General features: G+C 33.8%; 22 protein-coding genes and 2 pseudogenes. 1 reads left to right on the forward strand and 23 read right to left on the reverse strand.

Translation table 11 applies throughout. The features are described from left to right. Positions 1-44 precede the first annotated feature (44 nt). Positions 45-818 (reverse strand): transcriptional repressor AgaR, encoded by a 774-nt coding sequence (agaR, locus tag H1X92_RS03075; protein ID WP_180558792.1) that lies wholly within the window; start codon positions 816-818, stop codon positions 45-47. 1,057 nt (positions 819-1,875) lie between these two features. On the opposite strand from agaR, the gene H1X92_RS03080 reads away from it, so the two are divergent. After that, complete coding sequence (locus tag H1X92_RS03080; protein ID WP_180558793.1) at positions 1,876-2,616, forward strand: SDR family oxidoreductase; 741 nt, start codon at positions 1,876-1,878, stop codon at positions 2,614-2,616. A 99-nt stretch (positions 2,617-2,715) separates the two neighbouring features. Here H1X92_RS03080 and H1X92_RS03085 read toward each other — a convergent pair whose 3' ends face one another. From H1X92_RS03085 to H1X92_RS03190, 22 genes and pseudogenes are all read right to left on the reverse strand, one after another. Then, positions 2,716-3,468, reverse strand: a complete 753-nt coding sequence (locus H1X92_RS03085) for a DUF481 domain-containing protein (RefSeq protein ID WP_180558794.1) — start codon at positions 3,466-3,468, stop codon at positions 2,716-2,718. A 409-nt stretch (positions 3,469-3,877) separates the two neighbouring features. Then, positions 3,878-4,516 (reverse strand): HrpE/YscL family type III secretion apparatus protein, encoded by a 639-nt coding sequence (locus tag H1X92_RS03090; protein ID WP_180558795.1) that lies wholly within the window; start codon positions 4,514-4,516, stop codon positions 3,878-3,880. Further along, positions 4,462-5,079, reverse strand: a pseudogene (locus H1X92_RS15740) (SctK family type III secretion system sorting platform protein). The gene H1X92_RS03090 and the pseudogene H1X92_RS15740 overlap by 55 nt, the downstream one beginning before the upstream one ends. 6 nt (positions 5,080-5,085) lie before the next feature. Further along, a complete protein-coding gene (sctJ, locus tag H1X92_RS03105) occupies positions 5,086-5,808 on the reverse strand; it encodes a type III secretion system inner membrane ring lipoprotein SctJ (RefSeq protein WP_180558797.1) in 723 nt (240 codons plus the stop codon). Positions 5,809-5,810: 2 nt separating this feature from the next. Beyond that, entirely contained in the window at positions 5,811-6,146 is a 336-nt protein-coding gene (gene sctI, locus H1X92_RS03110; RefSeq protein WP_180558798.1) for a type III secretion system inner rod subunit SctI, read from the reverse strand. Next, positions 6,146-6,322 carry a hypothetical protein gene (locus tag H1X92_RS03115; RefSeq protein WP_180558799.1) on the reverse strand — a complete coding sequence of 59 codons (177 nt, stop codon included), beginning with the start codon at positions 6,320-6,322 and terminating at the stop codon, positions 6,146-6,148. Before H1X92_RS03115 ends, sctI begins: the two co-directional genes overlap by 1 nt. 6 nt (positions 6,323-6,328) lie before the next feature. Beyond that, positions 6,329-6,676, reverse strand: a complete 348-nt coding sequence (locus H1X92_RS03120) for a YscG family type III secretion protein (RefSeq protein ID WP_180558800.1) — start codon at positions 6,674-6,676, stop codon at positions 6,329-6,331. 7 nt (positions 6,677-6,683) lie between these two features. Continuing rightward, positions 6,684-6,935 carry a type III secretion system needle filament subunit SctF gene (gene sctF / locus H1X92_RS03125; protein WP_180558801.1) on the reverse strand — a complete coding sequence of 84 codons (252 nt, stop codon included), beginning with the start codon at positions 6,933-6,935 and terminating at the stop codon, positions 6,684-6,686. A 1-nt stretch (position 6,936) separates the two neighbouring features. Then, positions 6,937-7,134 carry an EscE/YscE/SsaE family type III secretion system needle protein co-chaperone gene (locus tag H1X92_RS03130; protein WP_180558802.1) on the reverse strand — a complete coding sequence of 66 codons (198 nt, stop codon included), beginning with the start codon at positions 7,132-7,134 and terminating at the stop codon, positions 6,937-6,939. A 3-nt stretch (positions 7,135-7,137) separates the two neighbouring features. Continuing rightward, complete coding sequence (gene sctD, locus H1X92_RS03135) at positions 7,138-7,965, reverse strand: type III secretion system inner membrane ring subunit SctD (protein ID WP_180558803.1); 828 nt, start codon at positions 7,963-7,965, stop codon at positions 7,138-7,140. Further along, positions 7,956-8,402, reverse strand: a complete 447-nt coding sequence (locus H1X92_RS03140) for an FHA domain-containing protein (protein ID WP_180558804.1) — start codon at positions 8,400-8,402, stop codon at positions 7,956-7,958. Before H1X92_RS03140 ends, sctD begins: the two co-directional genes overlap by 10 nt. Continuing rightward, positions 8,399-9,871 (reverse strand): type III secretion system outer membrane ring subunit SctC, encoded by a 1,473-nt coding sequence (gene sctC / locus H1X92_RS03145; protein ID WP_233458117.1) that lies wholly within the window; start codon positions 9,869-9,871, stop codon positions 8,399-8,401. The genes H1X92_RS03140 and sctC overlap by 4 nt, the downstream gene beginning before the upstream one ends. Further along, a complete protein-coding gene (locus tag H1X92_RS15745; RefSeq protein WP_225505642.1) occupies positions 9,856-10,197 on the reverse strand; it encodes a hypothetical protein in 342 nt (113 codons plus the stop codon). Before H1X92_RS15745 ends, sctC begins: the two co-directional genes overlap by 16 nt. A gap of 28 nt (positions 10,198-10,225) precedes the next feature. After that, a complete protein-coding gene (locus H1X92_RS03150; RefSeq protein ID WP_180558805.1) occupies positions 10,226-11,053 on the reverse strand; it encodes a T3SS regulon anti-activator ExsD domain-containing protein in 828 nt (275 codons plus the stop codon). Between the two features lie 101 nt (positions 11,054-11,154). Then, a complete protein-coding gene (locus H1X92_RS03155) occupies positions 11,155-11,973 on the reverse strand; it encodes a helix-turn-helix transcriptional regulator (protein ID WP_180558806.1) in 819 nt (272 codons plus the stop codon). Between the two features lie 681 nt (positions 11,974-12,654). After that, a pseudogene (gene sctU / locus H1X92_RS16175) lies at positions 12,655-13,709 on the reverse strand (type III secretion system export apparatus subunit SctU). Positions 13,710-13,712: 3 nt separating this feature from the next. Further along, positions 13,713-14,495, reverse strand: coding sequence for a type III secretion system export apparatus subunit SctT (sctT, locus tag H1X92_RS03165; RefSeq protein ID WP_180558807.1), 783 nt, complete (start codon positions 14,493-14,495; stop codon positions 13,713-13,715). Continuing rightward, positions 14,495-14,758, reverse strand: coding sequence for a type III secretion system export apparatus subunit SctS (gene sctS, locus H1X92_RS03170; RefSeq protein ID WP_180558808.1), 264 nt, complete (start codon positions 14,756-14,758; stop codon positions 14,495-14,497). Before sctS ends, sctT begins: the two co-directional genes overlap by 1 nt. A gap of 7 nt (positions 14,759-14,765) precedes the next feature. Further along, positions 14,766-15,419, reverse strand: coding sequence for a type III secretion system export apparatus subunit SctR (gene sctR / locus H1X92_RS03175; RefSeq protein WP_180558809.1), 654 nt, complete (start codon positions 15,417-15,419; stop codon positions 14,766-14,768). Continuing rightward, positions 15,416-15,628: a FliM/FliN family flagellar motor switch protein gene (locus H1X92_RS03180; RefSeq protein ID WP_180558810.1), complete on the reverse strand. Its 213-nt coding sequence runs from the start codon at positions 15,626-15,628 to the stop codon at positions 15,416-15,418. The genes sctR and H1X92_RS03180 overlap by 4 nt, the downstream gene beginning before the upstream one ends. Beyond that, positions 15,625-16,410: a hypothetical protein gene (locus H1X92_RS03185; RefSeq protein ID WP_180558811.1), complete on the reverse strand. Its 786-nt coding sequence runs from the start codon at positions 16,408-16,410 to the stop codon at positions 15,625-15,627. The genes H1X92_RS03180 and H1X92_RS03185 overlap by 4 nt, the downstream gene beginning before the upstream one ends. Next, positions 16,410-17,579: a hypothetical protein gene (locus H1X92_RS03190; protein ID WP_180558812.1), complete on the reverse strand. Its 1,170-nt coding sequence runs from the start codon at positions 17,577-17,579 to the stop codon at positions 16,410-16,412. The genes H1X92_RS03185 and H1X92_RS03190 overlap by 1 nt, the downstream gene beginning before the upstream one ends. Between the last annotated feature and the right edge of the window lies 1 nt (position 17,580).

Raw genomic sequence — 17,580 nt, forward strand, 5'->3', positions numbered from 1 at the left:
GCTAGCTGATGTATATTTATCTTTAGAATTAAATCAATAGGGCGTTATTCGTCGACAATAATGACATTAACCCCAAGTTCAGCCAGTTTTTCTCGATACTGTTGTGGGATCCGGCTATCAGTAATAAGATGATGAATCTGCTTTGTTTCACAAATTAAACAAAAGCTCTTACGGCCAAATTTACTGCCATCTGTTACAGCAATAATCTGCTGTGCAACATCACACATAATACGATTAAGATGGGCCTCGCCTGGATGAGGGGTTGTGATGCCGGCTTCAAGATCAAAACCATCAACCCCAAGAAACAAGGTATTGAAACGATATTGAGTTAGTTGTTGTTCTGCCACAGAACCATAAATTGAGTAGGAGTTTTTACGTGTATTTCCGCCTAGAACCATCACATCAATTTGCTCAAAATTGGCTAATTCGTAAGCGATATTAAGCGCATTGGTCATAACCACCAACGCATGGTGATTACGTAAAAAAGGCACCATTTCAGCAGTTGTTGAGCCTGAGTCGAGAATTAATGAATCGCCATCTTGGACAAACTCAGCGGCTTTTGCTGCGATCAATATTTTTAGTGCTCTATCTATTTGACCTTTTATTTGAAAAGGTCGGTCAAAAGCAAATTTATTATTTGCCATTGCGCCACCATACGAGCGTAAGGCACAGCCTTTTTTTTCTAAATAACGCAAATCATTACGAATGGTCACTAGGGAGACATTAAAACGCTGGCTAAGGGTTGCAACTTTTACACTACCATTATGGTAAAGCATGTCGATAATAGTTTCTCGGCGTTTTATTGTATCAGTACTCATTTAAACTCCTGTTACGTTATTAAATCGTGGTGGTAAACAATAGAAACTAAAGTTAATTGCACAAACAACGCATTAGTAATTACAACAAAAGCAAGTAAACGAAACTGTGATCCTGATTAAAGTTCATTTTTATAGAATATTGGGCTTAAATTACTTTCGATTTATGAAATATCGAAAGTAATAATATTGTGTTGATTTTTTTATTAATGAAATTTAAACCAGATAATATGGCGTTTGATAAAAAAACATGCACAATTAAAACGAAAGATATTTTATTTAGTCACAGTATCATTGCTTATACAGTAGGGCTAGTGATAGGGATCACAAAATAAAAAATACTTAGCACAGTGAGCAAAGTAGTTATTTACACTTTTTACGAAAAGTGAATAAAAGGATTATTTGAAATATTATCAAAAAACAATATTTGTTATTTTATTGATCATGATTAATAGTATTTTCGATTAAATTAAGTTGAGTAGTAGATTATTATTATAGTTAAAAACAAGTTGGCTTAATATTAAAAGTTTATCTGTTATTGATGTGAAAATAATATCATTTTTTTTAATTAATTGTTTTTATATAATTACAGATAATAAAGCTAAATAGATAATAAGGTTTTTATTTTTGTAAAAAAATAAAATATTAATCTTATTTTATGTAAATGATGGCATATTATTTTTGTATAAAAATAAATCAAGTGGTTGCGATAGGTGTGCTAGCGTTTTTATTCCTTTTATCAAACATCAGTGGCCTATTTTTTACTATAGTTAGAATTAACGAATGTTCATTACAGGTTATCTTTTATCTAACAAGCAAGGATTCAATCGATGGCAAAATTTTCTTAGAGATAAATACGGTGGTTAAACAATAAGGTGCTGAACACATTAAGGCATTGATTATTTTTATCTGCACTATTTATTTCAGTTAGATATGAAACCTTAAGATATAGCGCCGCTTGATGGCTCATAAAAATATTTTTTCAATAGATTAAATTAAAAAACGGTCAACTGCTGAGACAAGCATCCTAATGAAGAGTTTATAAAAAAGGATAAAGATTATGACACGAGGAATTGCAAATAAAGTTATTGTCGTGGTCGGAGCAAGTAGTGGAATAGGTGAAGAGTTGGCTCGCCATTTAGTCAAAGAAGGCGCCAGGCTGGTTTTAGGGGCGCGTCGTCTAGATCGGTTGCAATCATTAGCCGAAGAATTAAATCTTGATAAAGAAGCTGTTGTCCCAACCGATGTGACGAAACCTGAACAAGTGCAGGCATTAGTTGATCGAGCCATTAGTTTGTATAACCGAATTGATGTAATAGTTAATAATGCCGGTATTATGCCGCAATCACTGTTAGAGGATTGTCATATTAGTGAATGGAATGAGATGATCGATATTAATTTAAAAGGTGTGCTTTATGGCATAGCAGCAGCGTTACCCTATATGAAAAAACAGATGAGTGGCCATATTATTAATACATCATCAGTTGCAGGCCATAAGGTAAAACCAGGCAGTGCAGTTTATTCAGCTAGCAAGGCGGCGGTGCGGGTGATCTCGGAAGGTTTGCGTCAAGAAATGATACCCTATCATATTAGGACAACCGTGATTTCGCCAGGAGCAATCACGAGTGAGTTACTTGATAGTATTACTGATCCAGATATCGCTGCCAGGATGCGATCTTTTTATCACGATTATGCTATTCCTGCCGATTCCTATGATAGAGCGGTAATTTTTGCTATAAAACAACCAGAAAATGTTGATATTGATGAAATTTTATTTCGTCCAACTCGGCAAGAATTTTAATGATTTTTTAAATAGACCTAATTAGATAGGTCTATTTATTATTTTATTAATTACTCATAAAACAAGTTTGTTAATAAATGAGTATGGCTAATATATACATCAGAATGCATAACCTAGTTGAATGGATGTTTTGGTACTGATCCGTTTTGGAGCCGAGAGTGGAGGATTATCATTCCAGTTAACATTGTAAATCAAATTAAGTGACAGGCGTTCACTCATGGCAACTTGCAAAGCAGTTTCTGAAATAGCGGAAGAGTCATTACTGAGTCGGGTAAAAAATGATATACCTTGTTTGAATTTAGTATTGTCACTAATTTTCCATTCATAGTTGGCACCAATGTAACCTAATCCTGTTATTTCATGGCCACCATCAGTAAAATGTTCATATCTAACACTTGGGCCAGCTTCAACTTTCAGTGAATGAATGGGGCCATCAAAGATTTGTCGACCATAACCGACGGCAAATACGTCTTTAGAATCAAAACCATTATACCGATCCGTTAACCAGCTAGCTTGAGTGAATAGATAATCAAATTTAGTTAAATTGTATCTTGCCCTGGCACCTAACTGATAGGTTTCCGATGATCTTTGATCATTGGAGGAGTTGTTGGTGGCATTTCCCCAAAAGCTATAAGCTAAGTTTGAAGAATAGAGTGTTAGTGCTGTTTTTGCTGTTAAGTTTGAATTTTTAGAGTTTCCTGTTTGTACTTGATAACCACCTGATATTGACATTTCAACATCCTTTTTTGCCGTTGCAGGATCATCCATAACGGTAAATAAGCTGTCATTACCAATTGCAAGTGGGCTAATAAAAAATGTCATCCATAAAACTTTTTTATCACAGGTGATCATGCCTTCTCCTATTATGCTTTGCATGTTATCTAAATTAAACAAATAATGTAGTTTAATAATTTTCCAATATAGATAAAATTATGCTTTTGTGCCAGCAATGTTTGGTTGTTGTTATTTGATTAAACTCACTGACTAAACAGTGTAATATATTTCAATTAATATTTTACTGGATTAATTTGAATTAAAAATGATAATTTAACTTATTAATATCTATAATAAAATAGTAATTCACTATTTAGTAATCTTTTTTTTTGAATTATTAAAAAGCAAACTAAATATAAGAATTTTCTCATAACAAGTTTACTGTAAATCTGATTACCACTTGTCATTGCCGGGTGTGGAAAATGAACTTTTGCTCGCAGAATAATATTATTTAATTTTTACTTATTGCTATTAATTAAAATAATGCTTATTTTCCTAGTAAGGCTTGCTTTATTGCATTAAGTTGACTCTCAATAGTGGCATTTAACATACCGACTTCAGTTTCTAAAATACAATCTTTCTCTTCTAATCTTGGATCTTCTACAATATCGATATACTCAATTTCTGGTTGTATTTTATGTAGTTCGATTAATTTAGTTTGCAAAAAATTAACTTGCTTAGGGGAAATGCGTAAGATAACTTTTTTATGTTGATGTACGAGTGCAAGATTTTGGCTGATATTTTTATATAAAAGCTCATCAGGTTCATAATTAGCAATAATTTTTCGCATCGCTTCTATAGTGATATTAACTAATTGGCTTTCAACTTGTTGATAAAAAATTTGGCAATTTATTAAAGTTTGATGAATGATTTCTGCTTGTTGTTGGGTTGATTGTGCTAAACCTTCTTGCCAGCCTGCGGTGTAACGAACTTCATAAATACTATCCGCATCATTTTCAATTTTTCTAGCATGTTGTTTAGCAATATCAATAAACTCTTGGCCATTAAGATAGGATTGATAATCATTTTTTTTTAAAATTTTTATTTCATCGTTAATTTCAATCTGACCATCTATTTGAGTAAATGGTAACATTGTAAATTCACTTCTTTGGTTATCTTTTGACATAATATCTCTGCAGCGGGTTTATATTTATCGGCTAGGGTGATATTTTTCTCTATCTTTTTTTTGGGTAACCGTAGTTTTAGGCGTTTAATTAAATCGACATTATTTTGGTTGATTGTTTCTAACCAAAAATTGAGTCCAACTTGACGAAAATAGTTTATATGCATCTCAAGGGGTAATTTTTGTTGCCAGCCTTCTGGCCAATTACCAATAATAAAATTCGCATTGGCTAAGCAAAAGCGCTATTTCTCTTTACCGATCTCATTAATTACAATACCGATTTGTTTGCTATTAATACAATGAGAAAGCGATTTGATATGTAACATTATGCCTAATAAAGCTAAAATTTGATTGAATTCATATTCAGGGAAAAGGGCGATATTTTCATTTTTTTCAATTTTTATAATATTGTTATTTAATTTATAATGTTTAAAAATAATTTTATTTATATTTTTTGAGTGGCGCCAATGAGGTAGACTTTGTAGTGATTTTTGCCAAAGATTAGGGAAATTTTCAATATTAATATAAAGAGCAGGGCAATATTGTAATTGGAAAAGTGTCAGCATATTTTATTACGATTTCCTTTTATTAAGGAAATATTGCAGTAGATTAGTGCTGACAAGTAAAAAAATGAGTAAACAAATAAGAATAATAAATTTATTATAAGAGTTTTCATTAATCTCAATACCTAAAAAATGCTTATCATGACTAAAGGTATTGCTGGGTAAGATTTCATTGCCAGGTATCAGTGCTACGCTAATTCTATCATATTCTAATCCAGCAATACTGTTATTAATTAATCGCTTTATTTGTGGAGTATAATTGTCTAATTGAGCATTGGGTGCATATTTTATAAATACAGAAGCTGAAGAGTGGCTATTTTTGTCATTGCTATCCGGCAACACCACGTGAACCCGCGCATTAAGGACACCATCTATTTGTGATATAGTTTTTGCCAGCGCCTGCTCTTTGACAAAATTAAGCCGAGCTTGCTCTTCAACGGGAGAAGAAATCAAACTGTCTTTGGGAAAAACGTCTTTTAACGAAAAGAAAACTTCTCTCGGATAACCATGCTGCTTTAGGATCTCAGTCGCCTGAGCGATGTCGGATTCATCAACCAACAATTTAATCGTATTTTCTTTATCAGTTTCTTTATGAATAGAAATTCCCTCATTTCTGAGTAATGCATACATCTCATTGGCTTCTTTTTGCGACAGGCCAGTATAGAGATCTGTTTTACAGCCAGTTAGCAGCAGAAATAATAAAAGCGTTAAGGTAATCGGCGTTTTGTTCATTTTTATTGTGCTTTTAATAAAGTTTCCATACTTTGTGTGATTTTTCCGGCTGTTTTAGCAATTAATTCTTCTTGTAAGGTAATTCGCATCAGCGACCACTGTACCTGCATTAATTTTTGCGGTGATAACTCTTCATTATTGATATTTTGCTGAAATTCGCTTTTTGCTTGACTCATATTTTTTCGTACTGCTTCTATTTGCTCAATAAAACTGACGCCATGCGTTGTTGAGCTCCATGTAGTCACGAATTGATTATTAGTGGGATTACCATTTTCTATCGATTGATTAATTTCATCTAAATTAAATTTTATGTTGCTATTGAGCTGTTTAATATCCATTATTCATCCTTGTCAATTTGATGAGTATGTTGACTTAAGTTTTTTATTAATCCATCAAATAAAATTTTCTGTTTTTTAAGCGCAATATTATCTGTTGTAGCGATAATTTGATTATTATCTGTAACTTGCTCTTTTATTTCAAAATTGTATTGATAAAAATGTTTATTTATTTTCATAATATTTTATTTATTTTCAATTAACGCTATAGCAAAATTAATTAAATCTGTATGTTGGTTTTTATTAATAGCCAGTTTAGTGAAAAAGTCATTTTCCTCTTTGGCTAATCCTAGCTGATGGGCAGATAAAATAAAAAAAGGCATTAAATTTAGCTGCTGATGTTGTTGTGCCAGCTCTAAAATAGTTTGATATTGCTCCTGACGCAGCAAAATAAGTATTTTTATCAGTAATGCTGATTCTAGATATTTTTCATCTAATTGTTTTAGCCAGCCATAAATATCACTAGCTTCCGTTAAAAACTCTTTTTCTATGGCGATAATTGCCAGCTCAATTAATAGTTTTTCTATTTGCATGGCTATATTAGATTTTTTGTAAAATACTCTGGATCATATCGCGCATTGAGCGGGTAATCGTTGAATTCATATTAAAAATGGCTGACCAATTATTAATTTTATGCTGTAGTTCATCCACTAATGCTGGGTTGTCTGGGGAAGTATTGAGCGCATCAATAGCATTTTTGACATCTTCAGATGTTGTATCTGCAATGCCTTTTAGTTTATCTGCAACATCATCTAGTTTTATGCCTTTATTATGATCAAAAATAGCAGCCATATTAACTCCGTTTAATCTTTTCTAAAACAGTGATCCCTGCCCAAATAGCGGTTTGTTGCTGGGCGATTTGCTGATGCTCATCAGGTAATAGGGGTTTATTGAGCTTTTTACGACAATTATTTAGTTGGTCATAAAGATAATGTTGAATTTTAATATATTCAGCGTTATCACTGACTATTTGTTCTAGCTCTGTCAACATTGCTTATTCCTTTAATGTAATGATAATTTCCTGACTATTTTTTTTAAGAATAATTTTATTATCTTCGATTGCAGTAATAGTTTCTCCTGTGGGTAGAGTTGCATTTATCGGATATTTCATATTATTTCTTAGAATAAGATAAGGTGAACGCCCCAGTGAAATACCTTTAATATCCAATCTTATTTCTTTTTTTTTAATATTATTATCGGCCTTGATTAATTTAAGTTTATACCTCTGCTTAAATTCAATATTGAATGTTTGCTGTAATTCAATAAATTGTTGCCGCTGTTTTTCATTTAAATAACCATACAATTCAATAATATTATTCTCTTTTTCATTATAAATAAGAACATTTATCAATTCATATTGCTCTAGTAATTCGACTAATTTTTTTAGGTGATCGTCGTTTATTTTCACATGATTATTAATTCCTTTTAAGCCGGTAACATCGCGTTTAAGAATCGTTGCTAAGTTACTCCAGGATTTATTATTAATAAAACGTACTTCACCAAATAGATCGATCCAACCGATTTTTTCGCTATTGTTCACTTCAATATGATTATAACCCATTGTGTGTAGTATATATTTTACACTTTGTTTAATTTCTTCAATCGAATAAATATTTAATTGATGATTTAAGTTATTGTTATCCAGATAACGTTTTATTAACAAACGTTGCTGATTATTTTGTACATAACCACCCAAAATAAAGAGTTGCTTTTCTTGCTCGATGCGCATGGTAATGTATTTGTACTCTTCTTTATTCAGGTAATTTTGTAGTTTATGTTGTTCCTGAATATAATCAATTTCAGCGGGCCCGGCTAAAAACAACAGATACAAACTGACAAATAATATTGAAAAATAGCAATAACAATAAAAATAACTCTTTTTTTGTGTCTATGCTGTTGTTGATTATTAATCCGCTTAATATGATTATCAGTTAACTCATCTGGATTAGCAGGCAGTTGCTGTTTGACCGTGCTATAGCTCCAAATCAGCATACCGGCATCTTGCCGGTTGTAGGGAAGCAGCATTTCACCCTGACTTATCGCCTGGCCATTTTGTTGTGGCGTTTCTTCACAAGACCAGTCAATAACTCTAATACCTTCTTCTTCAATTTCTAGGATCAAATGAACGGCTTCAATACCCGCATCAACCAGAATTAAATCGGCTTGTACCGGATCTGAGCCAATAATGAAGCGCCCATTAGCCAGTTCTGTCTCAACGCCCTTATTTAATCCACTGTAAAAGCGAATTTTCCAATTCATTGGTATGCCTTATAAATACATTCTATTTGGTCTTCACTGCAAGAGAGATCAATAACTCGCCAGCCTGGCTGATTACCTTTATTACAACTGACAATAATCGCCTCTTTATTAGCCTGTTTAAACAGGGTTTGAATGCGTTTTGCTTGATCAAGGGATTGGCATTGGGCATCGCTTAAAATTTTGCTTAATGGTAGGTTCTGATTGGAGATTTGATCAATATTTAATAATCGCTTGGGTAATATTCTTTGATTACCGACCGATAAGTATTTGGCTAAACCTTTATCAATAATTTTTGGCTCAACAATGAAAATCCTGACAGCTCGGCGGGTTTGATTGCCGTTACTACGAAATAGTGCACCTAATAATGGAATATCACCAAGTAAAGGCACTTTTCTACTGGTTTTAATCACTTCATCACGGAATATACCGCCGATAACGAGGCTTTGTCCCTGTTCAACCCGAGCAACCGTGTGGATAATGGTTCTATTAATGGTCGGAATACCATCAACCCCGGAACTATTGGGTTTTTGATTGCCATCTTCAATGTGTAAAACTAGATGAATTTCAGGTTTATCACCGATTTGAATTACTCTTGGTGTCATCTGTAGCAGAGTGCCATAAGTAATGCCTTTTAATTCGGCGACCCGTTCTCCATTGACTTTGATATAGTAGGTTTCATTGTGATCGATGATGGCTTGGGTATTTTCTTGGGTAAGTAAAGTGGGTTTAGAGACAACTTGAGCAATGCCCTGGCTTTGCAATAAACTGACTTTAGCCACTAAATAATTTAACCCTTGTTTATCAAGCAGGCTACCCAGTACCGGCGAGGCGGCTTGAGTTAATGTGGAGGCAATATTTATTTGATGATGTTGTCCAGCTTTCAGCCCGACCCCCCAATCGATACCTAATTCCGAGAGATTATCGGCATTGACATCAATAATTGAGAGCGCAACTTCAATTCTGGCAGTTGGTTTATCGAGCGAATGGATCAGGCGTTGATACATTGGCATTCTTTCAGGCAGATCACGCACAATAATGGCATTAATAGACGGCTCTGGTTGGATCATAGCTTTATGGCCATTGGGTTTTTGTGTTGTTATCTTGTCATCATTGATTTGGCTAATTTCTGCGGTACTGACCATATTTGCTAAGATGCTAGCCAGGCCAGGTACTTGAATTTGTTCGTCACGATATTTGATGATCCGATCAACAGCAGAAGCATATTTTAAACTGAAAACTTGAATTGCTAAGGGTAGACCCTGTTCTTGTTGCATAGTAGCTTGTTGTTCTAGCGCGGATACAGTCTGCATGACTAATTCAATATAACGAGGCGGGCCAGAAACATAAACTAATTGATGGTGGGGATCAGGCTTCCAACTAAATTTTTTATCCCATATGCCTGAGTCAATTAATGCTTTTCTTAATGTTTTAACGGTAGTGTTTTCTAATTTGATCAGCTTTGATTGCACTTCACTGGTTTTAAAAACATAAAGTACACTACCATCGTAATACCAAGTAAGATATAAAGATTAGTTAGTTGTTGCAGGAACGCTTTTGGTGTCTCTTGAGCAAAGTGGCCAGTGACCTGTTCGTTTACTTTGTGGCTGACAATAACGGCGCTATCATAATTAGCGCCGAAATTAACCAGAATGTCCGTTAAACTTTCATCTTTAGCAATATAACTATAGGGGATAGGTAGCCAATCTAAATCTTGTGCATAGCTATTAATAGCAAAAAAAAGGAAAAAAAAAAGAAATGGTCCGCCCATTCCATGATAACGATGATCGGGGCACATAAATTGTCTACTCTATTTACCTTTGTTATTAGTCTGAACACCAGTAAAAACTGTCGTTCTCCAAGCATAGATGACGAACATACAACCAATCATGTATCAGTGCTGAAACATCTTTTCCCTTGGCAAGTTGAATCAGTAGTAACCAAAGATCACGGATATTTTCAGGTACTTCCATAAATGTGGTCAGATTGATCTGTTGACTCATTTGTTCAATGCCAACAAACCAGTTTGGCCACATCTGTGTTGCTGTTTGTTCTATTTGATGAATTTTATGCTGATAATCTCGCTGTTGATCTAAAGATAAACGCTTTTTTTGCTCAATATCTTGTTGGATTGATGATTTATTGACTAACTCAGTGTGGGTTATTGCCCAAAATTCAGACTGGGCTTTCAACTGGTTAATATGAACTTGTAGCTGGATTAATTCATTTTGCAGTATTGGATAAGAGGGTGCTAAGCTGGTTAACCACCATTGATAAACTGGCTCCAATAGCCAGTAACGTAAAAAATGGGGTTCAGTTAAATTAATGGTATCGCCTAAAAGATGATCCCAATTAATGGATTGTTTAGATGCAGTTCGAATAATAAATTTTAGTTCTTCACGTTCAAGCGGAATATTGCATTCCACTCGACGTTTGAACCAGGTTGAAGCAAAAAACGATTCAAATAGGGTTCGTGGTAGTAAGCGTCTGAGTAGCTCAATTTGATGTGCATGAATGGGTTCGGCATGCTTATAATGAGTAATGACCTCATTTCCTAATAAATGATTACGATTCAAGTTAGCTGGATTTATTATAGTAATCTTTCTATTAGACAATACAGGGTTAGAATGCAAGCGATTGTTAATAGATCCCATCGTTATTTACCTTATTGTCCGTTATTTAATATTGCATAATATCGCTTTATCTTAATTAAACATTTTTTTTTCAGATTGTAATAATAGCCAATAATTTTTAATTATTCGTCATGATCACCTCGAGCCCGACTTGGAGTAAAGCCAAATCTTTTACGATAACTTTGAGTAAAATAGGACTGACTGGAAAAACCGGCTTCCATTGAAATATCTACAATACTCAGATCCGTATTTATCAATAATTGATGAGCATACATAATACGTCTTTCACTGATCCATGCACGGGGAGAAGTGTTATAAATGGTACTGAATAACTCCTTAAATGTGGTTAGTCCCATACCAAATTCTCTGGCAAACTCATTAAGTTTCCACTCTTTTAAGTAATTATTTTCCATAAAAGATTGCAAACGCTCAGCTTGTCGATTGCTGAGTTGGCGAAATACCGATAACAGACTTGCACCCTGTTGCCCATGAGCAAGTAATAATAGTAATTCTTTAATGCGTAAGTCAATTAAGGCGCTATGGCAATCATAACTTAATAGTGTTTTTAATCCCTTAATACTTTCTTCCAATAAGGGTGAATGGCTAAAGGCAATTAAACTGGCAGTATTATTTTCATCCCGCTTAATTTCACTTAATAAGGTGCCAAATCGGCTCATAAAATTTCTTAGGAAATCGTCATACAGAGGTATCCAGAGAAGTGTGCTGGCTTTTTCTTCAGTTTTTACCGTATAACTCCCTTGTCTGATAAAGATAATTTCATTACTCAATACTTGATAAGTGTTGGCGGGATCTTGCCAGCTAACTTTCCCATCTAACACAATATAAAGTCCCTTGTTCCGGTGTTCTATAATATTATAATTAGGCATATTCCACACAATTGTGCTCACAAAGCCTTCATCAAAACTGATATTTTCTTTCATATCATATAATATTCCGATTTTTTATATTACTGTGAAATATCTTATTACAAGTACCACGGATAATAGTGGTCCTAGCCATAAGAATAATGCCATATTAAATTAGTCAATTTTTTATAGGGTTTAAGTAATATTTTAATATCTCACTATGTTTGTGAGTTATAAATAATTATATATTTTATTTTTCTAATTGTCAGAATATATTTCCAAATATTAAAAAATATGACCTTATTTACATAATTGATTGGAAGCTATGTTATCATTCGTTTTTTCCGTTTTTAATGATCGATAATCACCCAGCCTAGGTTAATAAAAATATCAATATTGTTTATATTTTGTTAATTTTGATCTTTTTTTATTAAAAATTTGATCAATTTTAACATATAATATTAGGCTTAAATTGCATTTTTAGGCTAAAAAATTTTTAAAAAGCGCTTTTAATGGCAATAAATGGATGATTTTTGCTTAATATTTGCTCAATTGATAAATATTTTTAATGATTTGACTGGTTTATCCAGTTACCGGTTAATAATATAAGTTAAATTTATGTTAATAAAATATATTTTTTTGGTAAAAAATAAGATTTAAATTTGGTTTTTACTCGTATTAAGTGTTAGCGTCAAAATGGTCAAAAAATTAACTATAAGAATTTCTAACAGGTTTATAATCACCTAGTTGATGATATTAACGATAATCATTTGCTTGGCTGATTTGGATTAACCAATGTAGTACTTCAGCCATAGTCTCAATGGTATTTTCTGGAATATATTGATCAATAATACCTTCAGCATATAAGCTGCGGGCTAACGGAATTCGTTGAATAATTGGGATATTTTCTTGGATAGCAATTTTTTTTACCAATTGCGCTAAGGCATCTGTTTGTTTTAAGGTGATGATAGGTAAAGGTGTTTGATGCTTAATGTAACGTATGCCAATGGCAATATGAGTTGGATTAGTGATAATGACTGAAGATTGTTTGACTTGTTTGCGGATGTTATTAACCAGTAGTTCTTTATGTAATTGTTTTCTTCTACCTTTAATTTCCGGATTGCCATCCATTTCTTTATATTCTTTTTTTATTTCTTCTTTGCTCATTTTTAACTGTTTAATATAAAAATGATATTCAAGACAATAATCTAAAAGTGAAATGATAATAAATCCCAATACGCAAATAATAGTTAGTTGAGTAAGTAATTGTCCAATAAATATTGGAATACATTTTAATCCACATTTTGGCAGGTGGAAAAAAAATTAATATTTCCTTTAATAACAAACCAGACAATAAAACCGATAAAAATAACTTTTAATAATGATTTAAAAAATTCAAGTAAATTTTTAAGTGAAAATATTTTTTTTGCACCGGCAATCGGATTAATATGTTTAATATCAGGTTTTAAAGATGATGGGCTAAGTAAAAAACCAAACTGAGCAAGATGAGATAATACGATAATAAGTATTGTTATGATTATAATTGGTAATAAAATATTAAGCGCAATATGCCAGATATGGGGCACAATCTTCGCTTTTGCCGTTGAGAAATCCAGCAAACTACTGTCTTGTAGATAAGCAAAGAGTGATAAAAAATGTTCAATGAAGAAAGAGGATAAACTTAATAGCAGTGATAACAGAATAACAATAATACAACTGGAAACAATTTCTTTACTTTTAAGTATTTGTCTTTTTTGGCGTGCATCTTTTATTTTTTTTGCGGTTGGGGCTTCGGTTTTTTCACCACTCATTATTTAGCTCATCATTTGAATTAATATTTTAAAACTTTTATTTATTTGATTTTGTATCATTTCAGCGTTAAAAATTAATACACTAAAATAGCTGACTAACAATAAACTAGAAATGGCCCCCTTCAAGGGCATAGATAAGATAAAAACATTTAGTGAAGGGGCAAAACGGCTAATTAGTGCTAATCCCCATTCAACAATAAACATCGCAATCACCAAGGGTGCAGCTAATAGCAGAAAGTTATCTAACATCAATTTAAATTGCTGAATGAAAAATATGAATAATTGCTGATTAAAGCCAGGTAAAAAGTGATAGATAGGCCAAACGGAAAAACTGTGATAAAGGGTTTGTACTAGAAATAGAAAATTACCACTAATAAAGAATAGCGTGGTAAATGCTTGACTAAAAAATAATCCCATTGGCGAGGTTTGTTCATCAAATAATGGGTTAACAATAGAAGCCATTGTGGTACCGCGTTGGTTATCGATCATAAAACCGATAGATTGCATCATCCAGAAAGGTATTGCAGCGATAAAGCCGAAAAAAAAGCCGAGTAATATTTCTTTAATGATGAGTAAAATATATTCATTGCCACTGATATTGATGATTAATTGTGTATCAATAGTAGGTATTAAAAAAAATATTAAAGAAAATAGGATGCCATTTCTCAACAGGGTTCCGCCTAATAATTTTTTACTCAAAATAGGTAATGTGGTGAAACATCCCAATAACCGAGGAATAAATAGCGAATAAGTTAATAAATATTGTTGTAACTCTTGAAAAAGCATTATAAGTTTACTATCCGTTGAAAAATCAGATCAGTGAAACGATAGATTTCATGCCCCACCCAATCGGCAATGACCAGCAAAGTGACAATGACACTGATTAGCTTAAATAAAAATCCTAATGTTTGTTCCTGGATCTGGGTTAAAGCTTGAATTAATGAGACTAAAGTGCCGACCGTGGCGGCAACCACAATAGGCGGCATCGATAGCATAAAAACTAACCATAATGATTGTTCTGATAGGTAAATAAAATCTAGGCTATTCATCTTAATCTTACCCACCATAACTCAATACTAATCCGTGGCTCAGACGACTCCAGCCATCAAACATAACGAAAAGAAGTAATTTGAAGGGTAAGGAAATTGTCATCGGCGAAACCATCATCATTCCCATTGCTAATAGAATATTTGACACAATTAAATCAATGGCAATAAAGGGTAAATAGAGTAAAAAACCAATTTCAAAGGCACGAGTCAGCTCGCTAATAGTAAAAGCAGGTAACAAGATAAATAAACTGTCTGATGACACGCTATTGGCATATTTTGCTGGCCATAATTTAGCAATATTTTCGTTAAAAAAAGCTTTCTCTTTATCGTGAATATGTTTTGTCAGGAAAGATTTATAGGGTTTAGTGCCCTCATCAAAAAAATAGTCAATAGAAGCGCTTGCCGATAAAGAGATCGGATTTTCGTTAAGAAAATCTTTGGTTGTAAGTGCAACTGGTGCCATAACATAGAGTGTAAGAATGATTGATAAACCATAAATCGCCATATTAGGGGGTATTTGTTGCACCCCTAGCGCATTACGTAGCAATGAAAAAACCATCGCCATTTTGACAAATGAAGTGGCCATGACAGCAATAAACGGGATTAATGCTAATAAAATTAAACCAATAATCAGCGATAACTCATCAGGTAGTTGGTTCATGAAGAGAGTTCCTCATTTTCATCGCTTGGATTTGTTAATGGGCTTAATTCTTCGCTCTGTGCAAATAACGGTTCAGTCTTTTTAGCAAATAATTCGACGACTTTAATGCCTAACCTTCCTTGAATTTCGACCAGTTGTCCTTTGCCCAATGGTTGCTGATTGGCGATAATTCTGACGTCACCATTAACAGGCACCGCAAGATCAATCATGATCCCTCACTGAGATGAGTGAGAGCTTGTAATTCAATATATTGTCGGCCCACTTCAAAACGAATAGGAATTTGAATTTCCTCTAAGTTAGTTAGTGACTGATTAGCTAAATTATCGGTTTCAGAATACATATTAATAAGTTCCAATTGGTGAGAAGACAAAGAAACCCATGCCCAGGGTAAATGTTCAATATAGGCCAGTTGTTGTTGCTGTCTTTTTAAGTAATGAGGTTGTAACAGGATATCGCCGATTTCTAACGTGTTAAGGGTATTTATCGTTAAGTAAATGGGAACCATGCATATTGATAAACTGACAACAAGCGGATATTTTTCTGCCTTTCGTCGTTTTGGTAATAACCGCTGAATAGCTTCGATTTGTGGAAACCAAAGTGAAAGGCTTTTACCCGCCATATTGAAATGGCCTTTAATGCCTAATTTAGCTTCATTGATATGTAGTGACTCAATATTTAGCCATTGTAATGAAGGAAAAAATTTTCCATGTTCTTTTAATAAACTAAGTTGTAACTCGAGCGGCAGATAACTAAAATCGGCGCTATCTAATGCCTCAGATAACCAGTTAGTTAACAGAGACTGATTGCAATAAGCGATAACGGTAGTATTTTTTAATAGTATGGTTAGCTTTAAATTATAGTTAGCATCGGCCTGTTCCAGTGTTAATGTTAATAATTGTTCAGCAAATTGAAAATGATGACGATATTGCATAAAACATTTTCTAAGCTGAAACTCATGTTCACTGATCGTAGGCAATGTGGGTGTCCGCATTAAGTCATCTCTTCTTCAAAGTCATCCAATGATTGTGACCGATCTTTTGATCGCTCTTCTGACTGTTGATCATTTAAGATGACCAGTTGGATATGTTGCTCAGGATGAATGCGCTGTAACTTGTTAATGAGATCTTGTTGGTGGTCGAGTAATATCTTTTGTCCCATTGTCTGGGCGACAAATTCGATCATAATATGTTGTTGCTGTTGTTGAATTTTAATTTGTAGATGTCCAATCTGCGCTAAGTTTAATTGGATGATTGGTGGCTGATAGTTTTTGTTGACCTCGACATTTATAACCGCATTGAGTTTGTTAAATAGTGTATTAAGTAACGAGGCCGAGGTTTTCTCATTATCGACAGTGGCTAACATTTTTTCTGTTGTCGTTGCCGTCGATATGACGGCTGGCAAACTGGGCGGTTCAATACTATTTTCCTGCCGCTTGCCTTTATCTTGCTCTTTATTAGCTGAATGTGGTTTTTTTTCTGATGGAAAAATAGCTTCCATTGGATCAGTAATTTTATTTGGATCAGTGACCGATGATATTTTTTTTGTGCTAAGTGGCTGTCGCTTGTTAACTGGAGAAGTCATCACTATTTGCTCACCTGTTGGCAAGTTTACGATAGGTTTTGCTAAATCAGCCGATACTATTGGTTGATTAGTTATTGGATTGGCCAATAAAGTATTAGCTGATAGTGGAGCTTTTAGCGGATTATTTCGCCCAGCTTTAGCCGTTGGCAGCTTCTGTTTACTAGTCGATGGCGGTAATTTGTCATTATTGCCGGTTTTGGTTGCCGTTTTATTCTCAATAGTGGTGTAGGGCGGATTGCCATAGGGTTGGCCGCAATTATCCGTTCTTTCCTCAGTAGCGATAGATAATCTGTGGTGTGCTTTATCTTCTGCCTGTGCGGTTGATTTTTTTTTAATTCCATGGCTGAAGGGATAAGCATCCATTGATGGTTGCTCAGCTAATAGATAACTAGCAACGGAGGAGCTTTTATCTGTTACTAAAGGGGAGACAGGCGTCGCTGAACCGGCTAATTTGAGCGCTGATTCAAATCTTTTTTTTAAAACAGGATCACTTTCTAATGGTAATTTGGCGATTGATGGTAGCGACAAAGACTGCGATTGTCGATCATGTGATATATGGCTGATCTGCTGTTTTTTCATA

Source organism: Arsenophonus endosymbiont of Apis mellifera, assembly GCF_903968575.1.
Classification (GTDB): Bacteria; Pseudomonadota; Gammaproteobacteria; order Enterobacterales; family Enterobacteriaceae; genus Arsenophonus; species Arsenophonus apicola.

Coding starts and splice junctions, on each gene's coding strand:
- agaR (WP_180558792.1), bottom strand. CDS start 818: ATGAGTACTGATACAATAAAACGCCGAGAAACTATTATCGACATGCTT.
- H1X92_RS03080 (WP_180558793.1), top strand. CDS start 1,876: ATGACACGAGGAATTGCAAATAAAGTTATTGTCGTGGTCGGAGCAAGT.
- H1X92_RS03085 (WP_180558794.1), bottom strand. CDS start 3,468: ATGATCACCTGTGATAAAAAAGTTTTATGGATGACATTTTTTATTAGC.
- H1X92_RS03090 (WP_180558795.1), bottom strand. CDS start 4,516: ATGTCAAAAGATAACCAAAGAAGTGAATTTACAATGTTACCATTTACT.
- sctJ (WP_180558797.1), bottom strand. CDS start 5,808: ATGAACAAAACGCCGATTACCTTAACGCTTTTATTATTTCTGCTGCTA.
- sctI (WP_180558798.1), bottom strand. CDS start 6,146: ATGGATATTAAACAGCTCAATAGCAACATAAAATTTAATTTAGATGAA.
- H1X92_RS03115 (WP_180558799.1), bottom strand. CDS start 6,322: ATGAAAATAAATAAACATTTTTATCAATACAATTTTGAAATAAAAGAG.
- H1X92_RS03120 (WP_180558800.1), bottom strand. CDS start 6,676: ATGCAAATAGAAAAACTATTAATTGAGCTGGCAATTATCGCCATAGAA.
- sctF (WP_180558801.1), bottom strand. CDS start 6,935: ATGGCTGCTATTTTTGATCATAATAAAGGCATAAAACTAGATGATGTT.
- H1X92_RS03130 (WP_180558802.1), bottom strand. CDS start 7,134: ATGTTGACAGAGCTAGAACAAATAGTCAGTGATAACGCTGAATATATT.
- H1X92_RS03140 (WP_180558804.1), bottom strand. CDS start 8,402: ATGAATTGGAAAATTCGCTTTTACAGTGGATTAAATAAGGGCGTTGAG.
- H1X92_RS15745 (WP_225505642.1), bottom strand. CDS start 10,197: ATGTGCCCCGATCATCGTTATCATGGAATGGGCGGACCATTTCTTTTT.
- H1X92_RS03150 (WP_180558805.1), bottom strand. CDS start 11,053: ATGGGATCTATTAACAATCGCTTGCATTCTAACCCTGTATTGTCTAAT.
- H1X92_RS03155 (WP_180558806.1), bottom strand. CDS start 11,973: ATGAAAGAAAATATCAGTTTTGATGAAGGCTTTGTGAGCACAATTGTG.
- sctT (WP_180558807.1), bottom strand. CDS start 14,495: ATGCTTTTTCAAGAGTTACAACAATATTTATTAACTTATTCGCTATTT.
- sctS (WP_180558808.1), bottom strand. CDS start 14,758: ATGAATAGCCTAGATTTTATTTACCTATCAGAACAATCATTATGGTTA.
- sctR (WP_180558809.1), bottom strand. CDS start 15,419: ATGAACCAACTACCTGATGAGTTATCGCTGATTATTGGTTTAATTTTA.
- H1X92_RS03180 (WP_180558810.1), bottom strand. CDS start 15,628: ATGATTGATCTTGCGGTGCCTGTTAATGGTGACGTCAGAATTATCGCC.
- H1X92_RS03185 (WP_180558811.1), bottom strand. CDS start 16,410: ATGCGGACACCCACATTGCCTACGATCAGTGAACATGAGTTTCAGCTT.
- H1X92_RS03190 (WP_180558812.1), bottom strand. CDS start 17,579: ATGAAAAAACAGCAGATCAGCCATATATCACATGATCGACAATCGCAG.